Origin of the sequence: Salinarimonas soli (genome assembly GCF_008386575.1) — a bacterium.
Classification (GTDB): domain Bacteria; phylum Pseudomonadota; class Alphaproteobacteria; order Rhizobiales; family Beijerinckiaceae; genus Salinarimonas_A; species Salinarimonas_A soli.
This window is the reverse complement of the sequence record NZ_VUOA01000024.1, coordinates 50,206-64,636: the sequence shown is the minus strand read 5'-3', so window position 1 is coordinate 64,636 and position 14,431 is coordinate 50,206. Positions and strand designations below refer to the sequence as shown.

The window sequence follows — 14,431 nt, the reverse complement described above, 5'->3', positions numbered from 1 at the left end:
GTGGTGACCTTGTACGAGCTTGAGCCTGCGCCGGGCACGAAGTCGAGCCGCGTGATCGCGCTCGCCGACGACATCGCGCGCTCCATGAGCGCCGTCTCGGCCCGCGTCGCCGTGGTCCAGGGCCGCAACGCCATCGGCATCGAGCTGCCCAACGTCAAGCGCGAGACCGTGTACCTGCGCGAGCTCCTCGCCTCGGCCGACTTCGAGGGCACCAAGCAGAAGCTCGCCTTGTGCCTGGGCAAGACCATCGGCGGCGAGCCCGTCATCGCGGACCTCGCCCGCATGCCCCACCTCTTGGTGGCCGGCACCACGGGCTCGGGCAAGTCGGTGGCGATCAACACCATGATCCTGTCCATCCTCTACCGGCTCAAGCCCGAGGAGTGCCGCCTCATCATGGTGGACCCCAAGATGCTCGAGCTCTCCGTCTACGACGGCATCCCCCACCTGCTCTCCCCCGTGGTGACGGACCCCAAGAAGGCGGTGATCGCGCTCAAATGGGCGGTGCGCGAGATGGAGGACCGCTACAAGAAGATGTCGAAGCTGGGGGTTCGCAACATCGACGGCTTCAACGCCCGCGTGGCGGAGGCGGTGGCGCGGGGCGAGACGATCACGCGGACCGTGCAGACGGGCTTCGACCGGGAGACGGGCCAGGCGGTGTACGAGGACGAGGTGATGGATCTCGGGCCCTTGCCCTACATCGTGGTGATCGTGGACGAGATGGCCGACCTGATGATGGTGGCCGGCAAGGAGATCGAGGGCGCGATCCAGCGCCTGGCCCAGATGGCGCGGGCAGCCGGCATCCACATCATCATGGCGACGCAGCGCCCGAGCGTGGACGTGATCACGGGCACGATCAAGGCCAACTTCCCGACCCGCATCTCCTTCCAGGTCACGAGCAAGATCGACTCGCGCACGATCCTAGGCGAGATGGGGGCCGAGCAGCTCTTGGGCCAGGGCGACATGCTCTACATGGCGGGCGGCGGGCGCATCACCCGCGTGCACGGGCCCTTCTGCTCCGACGAGGAGGTCGAGAAGGTGGTGGCCCACCTCAAGCAGCAGGGCAAGCCCGTCTATCTCGACGCGGTGACCTGCGACGAGGAGGAGGACGAGGCCGCGGCCGAGATGCCCGTGTTCGACGCCGCCGACATGGGGCTGGAGCCGAGCGACCTGTACGAGCAGGCGGTCTCCGTGGTCCTGCGCCATCGCAAGGCCTCGACCTCTTACATCCAGCGTCGCCTCCAGATCGGCTACAACCGCGCCGCCTCGCTCATGGAGCGCATGGAGCGCGAGGGCGTGGTGGGGCCGGCGAACCATGCCGGCAAGCGGGAGATCCTCATGGAAGGCGGGGACGCCTCGTCGGACTGAGACGGGCGAGGGGAGGGGGCTCGCCCTCTCCCCTCGCTCAGGACTTGAGGGCCGGTGCGACGATCGGACGTGGGAAGGCGCGGCGGCGTGGCGCAACCGGGCGACGGCGGGGCTGTTCTCACCCCCACCCACCGGAGCCCGACGCATGACCCCTCCCGATGTCCGCCCGCTGCGCTACGACCCCGCGATCGAGCGGCCAGAGCTCGGCGAGGCCGCGCTCGCCCTCACCCTGCGGCGGCTCTTCCGCGACATCCAGGAGACCACCCTCGGGCATTACGGCCACGCGATGCGGGGCATCCACACCAAGAGCCACGGCCTGCTCGAGGGCGAGCTGGAGGTGGCGGAGGGGCTGCCCCCTGAGCTCGCCCAAGGCCTGTTCGCGCGGCCGGGCCGCTATCCCGCCGTCATGCGCCTGTCCGTCAACCGGGGCGACGTGATCGACGACGACGTGTCGGTGCCCCGCGGCTTCGCAATCAAGATCATCGGGGTCGAGGGCGAGCGCCTGCCCGGCGCCGAGGGGCACACGACGCAGGATCTCGTGCTCGTGAACCAGCCCGCCTTCACCGAGCCCGACCTCAAAGTGTTCGTGCGCAACATGACGATGGTCGACCTCACCACCGATACGGGCCTCGTCTGGAAGAAGGCGCTCGGGGCGGCGCTCCGGCCCCTCGTCGCGGCGCTGAAAGCTTTGGGCCTGCGGGCCTGGACGCTCACCACCATAGGCGGGCATCCCTTGAGCCATCCCCTCGGCGACACCTATTACAGCCAGGTGCCGTTCCGCTATGGCGACCATGTCGCGAAGCTCGCGCTTGCGCCTGCGACCCCGGCGTTGCGCGCCCTCAAGGACCGCCCCGTCGACCTGTGGGGCCGGCCGAACGGGTTGCGCGAGGAGCTGATCCGCTTCTTCCGCGACGGGGGCGGCGTCTGGGAGCTGCGGGTGCAGCTGCGGACCAATCCCGCCACGATGCCCATCGAGGACGCCTCCGTGATCTGGCCGGAGCGGGAGAGCCCGTACCGGACGGTGGCGCGCCTCGTCGTGCCGCCGCAGCCCGCCTGGAGCGAGGCGCGGGCGCGGGCGGTGGAAGACGGGCTCGCCTTCAACCCGTGGAACGGCTTGGCGGCGCACCAGCCCCTCGGGGCCGTCAACCGCGCCCGGCGCGACGCCTACCCCGAGGGTGCCGCCTTCCGGGCCCGCCACAACGGCTGCCCCATCCACGAGCCGCGCGGGCCCATGCGCCTGCCGACGGCGCCCGCCGAGGTCTACGGCACCAGTCCGGGGCGGGAGGGACGGCGCCCGGGCACGCCGGACGCGATCCCGGGCGTCGTCGGGCCGCCGATGCGCGACGTGGCGCGGGCCCTGTTCGCGGGCGCGGGCATGGGCCTCGCCGTCGCGGCGGGCCGGCTCGTCCTCAACGGGAATGCACGAGAGGGGGCGGCGCTGGATCCGCTGCCCGCCGTCGCGGGCGGGATCGGCTATGCCCTGGCGCGCTCAGGCGGCGCGCCGATCCGCGAGGCGGCGGCGTTCGGCATCGGGTTCCGGGCGGCCTGCGGGAGCGCGCCGCCGCGCGGCGCCTTGGGGGCGCTCGCGGGCCTGTGCCTCGGCGCCCTTGCGGGCGGCGCGGTCCATGCCCTCGCGGCGGAGGCGCATCGGCCTCCGCGCCGCGCGAGCGCCTGACGCGGGCCGGCGTGCCCCGGGACGCTGGATCGGCTAGGCTCCCGCTGCGGCTCCGGCCGCTGGCCTGAGGGGCTGCGCATGACACGGGACGTCTGGATCGAGGTAGCCCTCAACGGGCCCTGGGGACGGGAGCGCCAGCCGCTCGCGCCGCTCGGCGTCGCGGAGATCGTGGCGGAAGGCATCGCCTGCGCCCGGGCCGGGGCCGCGATCGTGCACGCCCACGCCTTCGACGAGGCGACCGGGCGCCAGCGCGACGACTGGGAAACCTATGCCCGCATCATCGAGGGCATCCGCTCGAAGGTCGACGCGATCGTCTATCCGACGATCCCCATCGCGGGCTCGGGCTATGCGGGGGAGCTGCGCGGAGCGGCCGAGCGCTACGCTCATCTCTCGGAGCTCGCCCGCCGGGGCCTCGTCGAATGGGCGGTGGTCGATCCCGGCAGCGTGAACTTCACCCGTCTCGACGCCGCCCGGGGCGAGCCGGGTTTCGTCTATCTCAACCCCGAGGACCATGTCGCGGAGGGCCTGCGGATCTGCGAGGCCCATGGGGTCCGCCCGAGCTACGCAGTCTACGAGCTCGGCTTCACGCGGCTTGGCGCCCTCATGGCGGCGCGCCACCCGCGCCTGCCCACCCCCGTCTACCGCTTCATGTTCTCCGACGAGTTCGCCTGGGGCGCCCCGCCCAGGCCCGCTTTTCTCGACGCGCACCTCGCCCTGCTCGCCGAGGCTGCGAAGGGGGCGCCCTGGATGGTGGCGGGCCTCGGCGTCGACGTCACGCCCCTGATCGAACCCGCAACGGCCCGCGGCGGGCATGTGCGCGTCGGATTGGAGGACGCGCCCTGGGGCACGACGCGAGCCAACGTGGCGTGGGTCGAGCACGCCGCGCGCGAGGTGAGCCGGGCCGGGGGACGGCCGGCCGAGGCGCGGCGGATCCGCGAGACGGCCGGCGCGCTGGACGCCCGCTAGGCGTCAGGCTCGCGGCGGAATGACGAGGCCCCGCTGCACCGCCGGACGCGCCAGCCCGCGGGCGAGCCAGGCGGGCACAGCCTTGAGCTCGCCGTAGCCCACGAGATCGCCCGCCCCGTAGAACTCCACGAGCCCCCGCACCCAGCCCAGGAGCGCGACGTCGGCGATGGAGTACTCGTCCATGATCCAGTCCCGCCCCGCGAGCCGGCCCTCCAGCACGCCGAGCAGGCGCTGCGACTCGGCGCGGTAGCGCTCGAGCGGCCGCTTGTCCTCGATCTCCCGGCCCGCGAACTTGTGGAAGTAGCCGAGCTGGCCGAACATCGGCCCCACCGCTCCCATCTGGAAGAACACCCACTGCAACGTCTCATAGCGCCGTGCGGGATCGGCGGGCAGGAGCTTGCCGGTCTTCTCGGCGAGATAGACGAGGATCGCCCCGGACTCGAACAGCGCGAGAGGCCGGCCGCCGGGGCCGTCGGGATCGAGGATCGCGGGGATCTTGCCGTTGGGATTGAGGGACAGGAACTCCGGCCCCCAGGTCTCGTTCTGGCCGATATTCACCCCGTGGGGCTCGTAGGGAAGGCCGATCTCCTCCAGCATGATCGAGACCTTCACGCCGTTGGGCGTCGGCCAGGAATAGAGCTGGAGCCGGTCGGGATGGCGGGCGGGCCAGCGGCGGGTGATCGGGAAGGCGTCGAGGTCGGACATGGGGCACTCCAGGAAAGCGGAGAGCTTGTCCGACCCTGGGCCGCCCGCCAAGCGGCAAGCGTGCAAGCCTGCCCTTGCGCGAACCCGCCGCTCAGGCCGCCCGGATGCCCGCCACGAAGCCCGACACCTCGCGCGAGAGGGTCGCGGCGTTGCGCGACAGCTCGCCCGCCGCCGCGAGCACCTGCGTCGCCGCGCTCCCCGTGTGGTGGGCCGCGCTCTGCACATGCGCGATGTTGCGGGTCACCCCCTCGGTGCCGTGCGCGGCTTGCGAGACGTTGCGGGCGATCTCCTGGGTGGCCGCCTGCTGCTGCTCCACCGCCGCCGAGACGCTCAGCGCCATCGCGTGCATGCTCTCGATGGCGGCGCTGATGGTCTGGATCGCGGCGATCGCCTCGTCGGTCGCGGTCTGGATGGCGCCGATCTGCGTGCCGATCTCGTCGGTGGCGCGGGTGGTCTGGCCCGCGAGCGCCTTGACCTCGGAGGCCACGACCGCGAAGCCCCGGCCCGCCTCGCCCGCCCGCGCCGCCTCGATCGTGGCGTTGAGCGCGAGAAGGTTCGTCTGGCCCGCGATGTCGGAGATGAGCTTCACCACGTCGCCGATCTTCTGGGCGCCCGCCGCGAGCGTCTGGACGGTCTCGTTGGTCCGCCGCGCGTCCTCCACCGCCCGCGAGGCAGCCGAGGTGGTGCGCGCCACCTGGGCGCCGATCTCGCCGGCCGACGAGGCAAGCTCCTCCGTGGCGGTCGCCACCGCCTGCACGTTGGTGGCGGTCTCCTCGGCGGAGCCGGCCACGACCGCGGATTGCTGGTTCGTCTCGTCGGCGGTGGTCGACATGGACCGGGCGGTCGCCTCCATCTCGCTCGCGGCGGCCGAGAGGTGCTCGACAAGGCCGCCGACCTTCGCCTCGAAGCTCGCGGCGAGCTCGTTCATCATGCGCTTCTTCTGCGCGGCCTCGCCCGCCTCCCGGGTCTTCGCCTCCTGCTCCAGCGCCCGGCGCTCCAGGAGGGCGTCCTTGAAGACCTGCACCGCGTCGGCGATGACGCCGATCTCGGTGCGGGCGCCGCGCGAGGGGATCTCCACGGCGAGATCGCCCGCGGCGAGCGCCTGCATCGGCGCGACCACCGAGGCGATGCCGCCCGTGATGGTGCGCACGATCGCAAACGCCATCACGGCCGAGAGCGCCACGGCGAGCCCGAGCATGGTCCACACGAGGGTGCGGGTGGAGACGTCGGCGGCCTCGGCCTGGGCTCCGGCCGCGTCGGCGCCCTTCAGGTTGAGGGCAATGATCTTCTCAAGCGCCACGTCCGCCGCATGCGCCGGCCCCTGCACCCGGCGGGTATAGTGGTCCTGCGCCGCCTCGGTCTGGTTGCGGCGCGAGGCCTCGAGGACGACGCCGGCCTCGCGGATGAAGTCCGACCAGTGCCGGCCGAACTCGTCGTAGAGGGCCTGCTCCTCGGGAGAGCTGATCGTCCGCTCGTAGGTCTTGCGGGCCTGCGCGATCCCCTCGGCCTGCTGCTTCAGCTCGTCCTCGATCCGCTGCATGGCGCGCGGATCCGTGTTGACCACGTGCTGGAGCACCGAGGCCCGGTAGTCGCTCGTGTTCGCGTTGAGCGTTCCCGACCACCGCACGCTGGGCAGCCAGTTCGTCTGGATGTCGCGGGTGCTGGCCGTGAGCGTTTTCACGCCGTCGAGGGCCACGAGCCCCAGCGCCAGGGTCAGAACGGCAACGAACGAGAAGGCGCCGATCAGCTTGGCGCGGATCGTGAGGGAACGGAGCATGGGGAGCTCGGGGCGCGAGGGAGAGCGGGCAGGATGCCCGCCCCACATAAGGAACGATCCATGAAAACTACGTTTATTGGCGGAACCATACGGGCGTCGGGCCCATGATCCGCAACCCTCGGGCAAGCCCCGCGTTGGCCCTGTGATGGCCCGGTTTCGTTCGCTCCCATCGGTTCGCCAGGCAGGTCCGCTCCGCATACCCGGCCCGGGCAGGCCGGCCATATGGGCCAGGGGCTGAGCGATGCCGCGCGATCATCCCTCCGGCGACGATCTCGAGGCGCTGCGGGCCGAGAATACCGTCTTGCGGGCGCAGGTCGCCGCGCTGAAGGAGGCGCGCGACGAGCCGGGCGAGGCCCTGGTGCTGGAGAGCGCCACGGCGTTCGCGATCCTCACCACGGATCTTGAGGGCCGGGTCACCGGCTGGAACGAGGGCGCCCGGCGTCTCTTCGGCTGGAGCGAAGCGGAGGCCGTGGGCGAGGATGCCCGGATGATCTTCACGCCAGAGGACCGGGAGGCAGGAGCGCCCGAGGCCGAGATGGACGACGCCTCGGCGCAGGGGCGCGCGGTCGACGAGCGCTGGCACCTGCACAAGGACGGCTCGCGCCGCTGGGTGAGCGGCCTCATGATGCCGCTGAATGGCCCCGGCGGCGGCACCCGGGGCTTCCTGAAGATCGTGCGCGACCGGACCGAGCAGCTCCATGCGGGGCGCAACCGCATCCGGCGCCTGGAGCAGATGAAGGCGCTCGCCGACGCCGCGCGCTCGGTCATGGGCGCGCGGGACCTGCCGACCACCCTCCAGGCGATCACGGACGCGGCCCGCACCATCATCGGGGCGCATCTGGCCGTGTGCAGCCTCACCCGAGGCCCCGACTGGTCGCAGGCCATCAACGCGGTCTCGCTCTCGGAGGCCTATGCGCCCTGGCGATCCTATGCCGGGGTCACGGACGGATCGGGCATCTATGCCTGGGTCTGCGAGGGCAACCGGACCGTCAGGCTCACCCAGGCCGAGATCGAGGCGCATCCGCGCTGGCGGGGCTTCGGCGGGCAGGCGGGCGCGCATCCGCCCATGCGGGGCTGGCTCGCGTCGGCGCTCGTCGGCGCCGACGGGCGCAATCTCGGGCTGATCCAGCTCTCCGACAAGATGGAAGGCGACTTCGACGACGCCGACGAGGCCATCGTCATCCAGCTCGCCCAATGCGCGGCCTCCGCCATCGAGCGCACGCAGGCCGAGGCGGCGCTCTCGGAGAGCGAACGCCGCCTCCGGCTCGCCATCGAGGCCGGGCGCATGGCCGTGTGGGAGCTCGATCTCGCCACCGACACGGTCACCTCCTCCCCCGAGCTGAACCGGCTGCTCGGCTTCCCTCTGGACGCCACGCCCACGGCCGAGGAGCTGCGGGCCCATTACTATCCTGGCGAGCGCGAGCGCCTGCAGGCGCTCGGCCGGGAGCTCGTGGCGCGAGGCGAGCGGTTCGCGGAGGTGGAATACCGCTATGTCGGGCCCGACGGGCGCCATCGCTGGCTCATGCTGCGCGCCGAGATCCACCGCGACGACGCCGGCCGGCCCTCCCGCTACGTGGGGGTGGTGCTCGACGTGAGCGAGCGCAAGGCGGCGGAGATCGCGCTGCACGAGTCGCGGCTCGAGGCCGAGCGCGAGGCGGCCCGGACCTCCGCCATCCTGGCCCAGCTCGCCGAGGGCGTCGTCGTGACGGACGCAGCCGGCCGGATCGTGTTCGTCAACGAGGCGGCCGCCCGCCTGCACGGGGTCTCGAGCCTCCATGTGGCGCCCGAGGCCTACGCCGAGAGCTACCACCTGTTCACGGACGACGGCCTGCCCTATCCGAGCGACAGCCTGCCCCTGGCGCGGGCGGTGCGGGGCGAGACCGTGGAGGACGCCCTCTGGCGCATCCGGCGGCCCGGCGGGCCCGAGGTGATCGCGGTGGGCAGCGCCCGCCCGATTGTCACGCCCGAGGGGGAACGGGTGGGCGCGGTCCTGACGCTGCGCGACGAGACCGCCCGCATCGCGGCCCAGGACGGGCTGCGCCGCCTCAACGCCACCCTGGAGGCGGGGATCGTCGAGCGCACGGGCGATCTCGCCCGGGCGGAGGCCGCCCTGCGCCAGGCGCAGAAGATGGAGGCCATCGGCCAGCTCACCGGGGGCGTGGCGCACGATTTCAACAACCTGCTGACGATCATCCGCTCCTCCACGGATTTCCTGCGCCGCCGCGACCTCCCCGAGGACCGGCGCCGGCGCTACGTGGACGCGATCTCCGACACGGTGGACCGGGCCTCGAAGCTCACGGGCCAGCTTCTCGCCTTCGCCCGCCGCCAGGCGCTCAAGCCCGAGGTGTTCGACGTCTCCGCGCGGCTCGGCGGGATCGACGACATGGTGCGCACCATCGTGGGCGGCCGGATCCGCATCGCGACGGACGCGGCCTGCGAGCGCTGCTTCGCCGAGGCCGACGTTACGCAGTTCGACACGGCGCTCGTCAACATGGCCGTGAACGCCCGGGACGCCATGGACGGGGAGGGCACGCTCACGATCGGCATCCGGGCGGTGGAGGAGATGCCGGCCCTGCGGGGGCACGCGGGCGGGCCGGGCGCCTTCGTGGCGGTCTCCGTCACCGACACGGGCGCGGGCATCGCGCCCGACAAGCTGCCGCACATCTTCGAGCCGTTCTTCACCACGAAGGAGGTGGGCAAGGGCACGGGCCTGGGATTGTCGCAGGTCTACGGTTTCGCCAAGCAGTCGGGGGGCGACGTGGCGGTGGAGAGCCGGGTGGGGGAGGGCACCACCTTCATTCTCTACCTGCCGCGCGTCGAGACCGCGCCCGCGCCGGAGGCGAGCGGGCCTGCCGCGGACGCCCCCGAGGCGGGGCGGGGCCGCCGGGTGCTCGTGGTGGAGGACAACGTGGACGTGGGCCGGTTCTCGACCCAGCTCCTGGAGGATCTCGGCTACGAGACCACCTGGGCCGCCAATGCCGACGAGGCCCTGCGCCTCCTCGCCGCCGCCCCCGACGGCTTCGACGTGGTGTTCACCGACGTGGTGATGCCCGGCATGAGCGGCGTCGAGCTTGGGCAGGAGATCCGGCGTCGGCACCCGGACCTGCCCGTGATCCTGACCTCCGGCTACAGCCACGTGCTGGCCGAGGAGGGCCGCCACGGCTTCGAGCTCGTGCAGAAGCCCTATGCCGTGGAGGAGCTCTCCCGGGTCCTGCGGCGCATCGCGTCGCGCCGCCCGCGCTAGGGACTCAGCCCTCGGCGGCGGGGTTGGGCTGGCGGGGCTGGCGCCGGGGCGCCTCGACGGTCTCGCCCCGGGCGTGCCGGGCCGCCGCCTGGTTCAGGGCCGCCCGCACCCGGTCGGCGAGCTCCGAGCGGCGATAGGGCTTGCCCAGGACGTCCATGCCGGGCGCGCCGGGCCCGTCGGTCACGAGCTCGTCGTTGTAGCCCGTGGTGAGCAGGACGGGCAGGCCGGGCTGGCGCTCGCGCAGGCGCTGGGCGAGGACGAGGCCGTTGATCCCGCCCGGCATGGCGATGTCGGTGAACAGGATGTCGACATGGCCGCCCGCCGCCTCGTAGGCCGCGAGCGCCTCCTCGCCGCTGCGCGCCGTGAGCACCGTGTAGCCGAGATTGGACAGGTGGTTGCGGGCGAGATCGAGCACGTCGTCGCTGTCCTCCACCACGAGGATCGTCTCCGCCATGCCGCGGGGATCGTCCTGCAGCGCGCGGCCCGTGGACGCCGGCGACCGGGACTCGGCGGCGAGCGCCTCCGCCTGGGCGGTGGTGGGAAACAGCATCCGCACCGTGGTGCCCCGGCCCGGCGTGCTGTCGAGCTCCAGGCGCCCGCGCGATTGCTGCACGAAGCCCTGGACCATCGCGAGGCCGAGGCCCGTGCCCTTGCCCACCTCCTTGGTGGTGAAGAACGGCTCGGTCGCGCGCTCCAGCACGCGGGGGGGCATTCCCGGGCCCTCGTCGCGCACCGAGAGGGCGATGTACTCGCCCGGCGGCAGCTCGTGCGCCTCCGTGTCGGCGTCGAGGCGCACGAGCTCCGTCGAGGCCGTGACCACGCCGCCCTTGGGGCCCAGCGCGTCGCGGGCGTTGATGAGCACGTTGAGGAGCGCCATCTCCAGATGGGTCGGGTCGACGAGGCAGGCGGGCAGGCGCTGCTTCAGGTTGAGGACGAGCTCCACCGACGACCCGAGCGTCGAGGAGAGCATGTCCCCGAACTCGATGAAGAGGGCGTTGAGGTTGATGGGCTTGGGCTCCAGGCGCGTGCGGCGCGCGAAGGCGAGGAGCTGGCGGGTGAGCCGCGAGCCCCGCTCGACAGACCGCATCGCGGTGTCGAGCGCCCGGCGCTGACGGTCGGTCAGGGGATCGTCGGCCACGATCTCGAGGTTGCCCTCGACCACCTGCAGGAGGTTGTTGAAGTCGTGCGCGAGCCCGGCGGTGAGCTGGCCGATCGCCTCCATCTTCTGCGCCTGCCGGAACGCCTGCTCGCTGCTGCGCCGGCGGGTGACGTCGAGCTGCGAGGCGAAGAAGTAGAGAAGCTTGCCGCCCCGGTCGAAGACGGGCCCCACGAACACCGCGTTCCAGAACGGCGTTCCGTCGCGCTTGTAGTTCAGGATCTCGGTCGAGATCGCGCGCTTGGCGAGCACCGCGTCGCGCAGCTCGGACACGGTGTCGGGATTGGTCTGCGCGCCCTGGAGGAAGCGGCAATTGCGCCCCACCACCTCGTCCTCGGCATAACCCGTGAGGTCGAGGAAGGCGCGGTTGGCGAAGGCGATGGGGTTGTCGGGCCTGTTGGGATCCGTGAGGATCATGGGCATGCGCGTCATCTCGATCGCGGCGAAGAACACGCCCCCGCGATCGTCGAGGCCGGGCCGGGTGATCGTGCCCTCCTGCCAGTGCAGGACGCCAGGGCCGCCGGTGGGCGAGTAGGAGCTCTCGTCGGGCAGGCCGGCGGCGGGCACGCCCTCGCTTTGGCCCTTGCCCGATGTGCGGTCGACGCTCTCGGCATAGGGCTCGCCGTCCCCGCTATGGGGCGGGCGGTTGTCCTTGGCGGTCTCGTCGTCCATCACGCCTGCCTTCTCCCCTGCGGCGCCTCTCGCGCCCGGAGCCCGTCCCGCGGCTCCTCGTTCCAAGCCCTTCGATGCCATGCCCCGGCCCCACCGGGCAAGGCCGTCCGGCCCGTCACCCGGTCGAGCGCCAGGAGCGCGCGGGCGCCGCCTGGTCGCCGAGCACGTCGCGCACCTTCGCCAGGAGATCGTAGCGGCGGTAGGGCTTGTCGAGCACCGGGTACTCGGCGCCGCGGCTCGCGTCGCCGTGCAGGCCGAGCGAGGCGTGGGCATAGCCCGTGGTGAGCAGGACGGGCAGGTCCGGGCGGCGCCGGCCGACCTCGCGGGCGAGGTCGAGCCCGCTCATGCCGCCGGGCATCACCACGTCGGAGAACAGGAGGCCCACCTCCGCGCCGGCCGGGTCGGCGAGGATCGCCAGGGCGCGGGGACCGTCGGGCGCGCGCAGGACCCGGTAGCCGGCATCCACGAGCACCGCCTCGGCGAGGTCGCCCACGGCCTCCTGGTCCTCGACCACGAGCACGGTGAGGGGGCCGCCGTCGGCCCGGCGCACGTCCTCGGCCACGCCCTGAGCCAGCCCCTGGCGCGCGACGGGAACGGCGGCGGGCTTGGTCTCGGCGACGGGCAGCAAGAGCTTCACGGTCGTGCCGGAGCCCACCACGCTGTCGATGAGCACGGTGCCGCCGCTCTGCTTCATGAAGCCGAACACCGTGGGAAGGCCAAGCCCCGTGCCCTTGCCCTGCTCCTTGGTGGTGTAGAAGGGCTCGAAGATCCGGGTCATGGCCTCGGGCGGGATGCCAGCCCCCGTGTCCGAGACGGCGATCTCCACGTAGCGCCCCGGGGCGATCCCGGCCGCGGCGGCGATGCCGGCGTCGATCTCGCGGTTGGCGGTGCGGATGGTGAGGCGGGCCTCGGCGCGCTCGGCCATGGCGTCGCGCCCGTTCACCGCGAGGTTGAGGATCGCGTTCTCGAGCTGGTTGGGGTCGGCGACGGCGGGCCACAGGTCGAGCGCCGCGTCCGTCTCGAGGTGGATCGCCTCGCCGAGCGTGCGCGCCAGGAGATCGGCCCCCATGCTCGTGACGAGCTCGTTGACGTCGACGGCGCGGGGGGCGAGCGGCTGGCGCCGGGAGAAGGCGAGCAGCCGCTGGGTCAGGGCGGCGGCGCGCTGCGCGCCCTTGAGGGCGTTGTCGATGAGGCGCTGCGTGCGGGCCTCGTCCCCTGCCGCGAGGCTGCGGCGGGCGATGTCGAGGCTGCCCGTCACCACGGTGAGAAGATTGTTGAAGTCGTGCGCCACGCCGCCCGTGAGCTGGCCGATCGCCTCCATCTTCTGCGCCTGGCGCAGGGCCTCCTCGGCCTTGAGGAGCTCGGCGGTCCGGTTGTCGACCTGCGTCTCCAGCGTCTCGTTGAGGCGGCGCAGCTCGGCCTCGGCGACGCGCAGGTCGTGGACGTCGGTGTGGCTGCCGATCCAGCTGCCCACGGCGCCGCTCTTGTCGGGGATCGGCACGGCGCGGGCCAGCATGTGGCGGTAGGCGCCGTCGCGGCGGCGCAGGCGGTACTCGGCCTCGTAGGGCGAGCGGGTCTCGACCGCCCGCGCCCAGAGATCCGCGACCCGGTCCCGGTCCTCGGGATGGATGGCGTCGAGGAAGCCGTGGCCCTTGAGCTCGTCCCAGCTCTGGCCCGTGAAGGCGGACCAGTGCGGCTGGGGCTCCTCGAAGGCGCCGCTCGCGGGCGCGTCCCACACGATGGCCGCGGTGGCCTCCACGAGCGAGCGGTAGCGCTCCTCGCTCGTGCGAAGCGCGGCCTCCGCGTTGGCGCGCTCGACGGCGCTCCAGATGCGCTCCGCCACCTCCTCGACGAGGGCGACGTCGCCCCGGGCCCAGGAGCGGGGCTCGCGGGCATGCACGTAGAGCGCCGCCTGCATGCGTCCGTTCTTGAGGAGCGTGCTCGTCACCACCGACGCCGTCTCGATCGCCGCGAAGGCGGCCACGGCACGGGGCATAGCGGTGCGGGGATCGGCGCGCACGTCGTCGATGACGAGGGTCTCGCCCCGGCGCAGGGCGCCCAGGATCTCCGGCCCGAAGGCCTCCAGGTCGTGGGTGCCGTGCCGCGGGGGGACGGTGCCGTCCGTCCAGTTGTTCGTGGTGGTGAAGTAGCGGAGCGCCCCGGCGTCGACCTCGCCGTAGCCCACGCGGTTCGCGCCCAGATGCTCGCCGAGGAGCGCCTGCGCGGTCGCGATCACGTCGTCGGGCTCGCCGATGTCGCGCAGGCGCCGCTCCAGGTCGAGGCGGAAGGCCTGGCGCCGGGTGGCATGGACCTGGTCCGTGATCTCGTGGCCCTGGTTGAGCACGCCCGTCACGGTGCCGTCCTCGCCCCGGATGGGAGTGAGGCTGTAGTTCCAGAAGGTCTCCTGGACCCGCCCGCCGCGGCGGATGGGCAGCATCTGCTCGAAGGTGGAGAAGCCCTCGCCGGTCTCCAGCACGTGCCGGAACTGCGGCCCCACCACCTCCCAGATGTCGCTCCAGACCTCGACGGCCGGGCGGCCGAGGGCCCAGGGGTGGCGCTCGGCGGGGATCGGCGCCCAGGCGTCGTTGTAGAAGAGGCGCAGATCAGGCCCCCAATAGACCGCCGTGGGGAAGGCGGCGCTGAGGCACAGGTCGAGAGCCGAGCGCAAGGTGGACGGCCACGACGGGAGGGGGCCCAGCGGGGTCGCGGCCCAATCGTGCCCGCGAATCCGGGCCGCCATCCCGCCTCCGGCGGGGCAGGTGTCGGAGAGCGCGGCACCCGGCGCAGCCGACATCAGGCGGGCTCACCCACGTGAACGCCAATCCACCCCGTCCCTGGAGCCAACGTGCCGCGATCGGACATCAGCCAGGA

8 protein-coding genes are annotated in these 14,431 nt (G+C 72.6%); 4 read left to right on the top strand and 4 right to left on the bottom strand.

Annotation, left to right across the window (positions count from 1 at the left end; all coding sequences use genetic code 11):
- From F0L46_RS13780 to F0L46_RS13770, 3 genes are all read left to right on the top strand, one after another.
- Nucleotides 1-1,365 (top strand): DNA translocase FtsK (locus tag F0L46_RS13780; protein WP_276315543.1); only part of this gene is annotated, 1,365 nt, incomplete at its 5' end.
- Between the two features lie 145 nt (nt 1,366-1,510).
- Nucleotides 1,511-3,040 (top strand): catalase family protein, encoded by a 1,530-nt coding sequence (locus F0L46_RS13775; protein WP_240539990.1) that lies wholly within the window; start codon nt 1,511-1,513, stop codon nt 3,038-3,040.
- A gap of 78 nt (nt 3,041-3,118) precedes the next feature.
- Entirely contained in the window at nt 3,119-4,006 is an 888-nt protein-coding gene (locus F0L46_RS13770; protein WP_149818463.1) for a beta-keto acid cleavage family enzyme, read from the top strand.
- Between the two features lie 3 nt (nt 4,007-4,009).
- On the opposite strand, the gene F0L46_RS13765 is transcribed toward F0L46_RS13770, so the two are convergent.
- The gene (locus F0L46_RS13765) at nt 4,010-4,711 is read right to left on the bottom strand and encodes a glutathione S-transferase N-terminal domain-containing protein (RefSeq protein WP_149818462.1); all 702 of its coding nucleotides are present in this window, start codon (nt 4,709-4,711) and stop codon (nt 4,010-4,012) included.
- A gap of 91 nt (nt 4,712-4,802) precedes the next feature.
- The gene (locus F0L46_RS13760; protein WP_149818460.1) at nt 4,803-6,488 is read right to left on the bottom strand and encodes a methyl-accepting chemotaxis protein; all 1,686 of its coding nucleotides are present in this window, start codon (nt 6,486-6,488) and stop codon (nt 4,803-4,805) included.
- 241 nt (nt 6,489-6,729) lie between these two features.
- Between F0L46_RS13760 and F0L46_RS13755 the strand changes: the two genes are divergently transcribed.
- Nucleotides 6,730-9,732, top strand: coding sequence for a PAS domain S-box protein (locus F0L46_RS13755; RefSeq protein ID WP_149818458.1), 3,003 nt, complete (start codon nt 6,730-6,732; stop codon nt 9,730-9,732).
- A 4-nt stretch (nt 9,733-9,736) separates the two neighbouring features.
- Here the strand turns inward: F0L46_RS13755 and F0L46_RS13750 are convergent, their stop codons facing one another.
- Entirely contained in the window at nt 9,737-11,560 is a 1,824-nt protein-coding gene (locus F0L46_RS13750; RefSeq protein WP_149818456.1) for a histidine kinase famiy protein, read from the bottom strand.
- Nucleotides 11,561-11,675: 115 nt separating this feature from the next.
- Nucleotides 11,676-14,354: a GAF domain-containing hybrid sensor histidine kinase/response regulator gene (locus tag F0L46_RS13745; RefSeq protein ID WP_149818454.1), complete on the bottom strand. Its 2,679-nt coding sequence runs from the start codon at nt 14,352-14,354 to the stop codon at nt 11,676-11,678.
- Nucleotides 14,355-14,431: the final 77 nt, after the last annotated feature.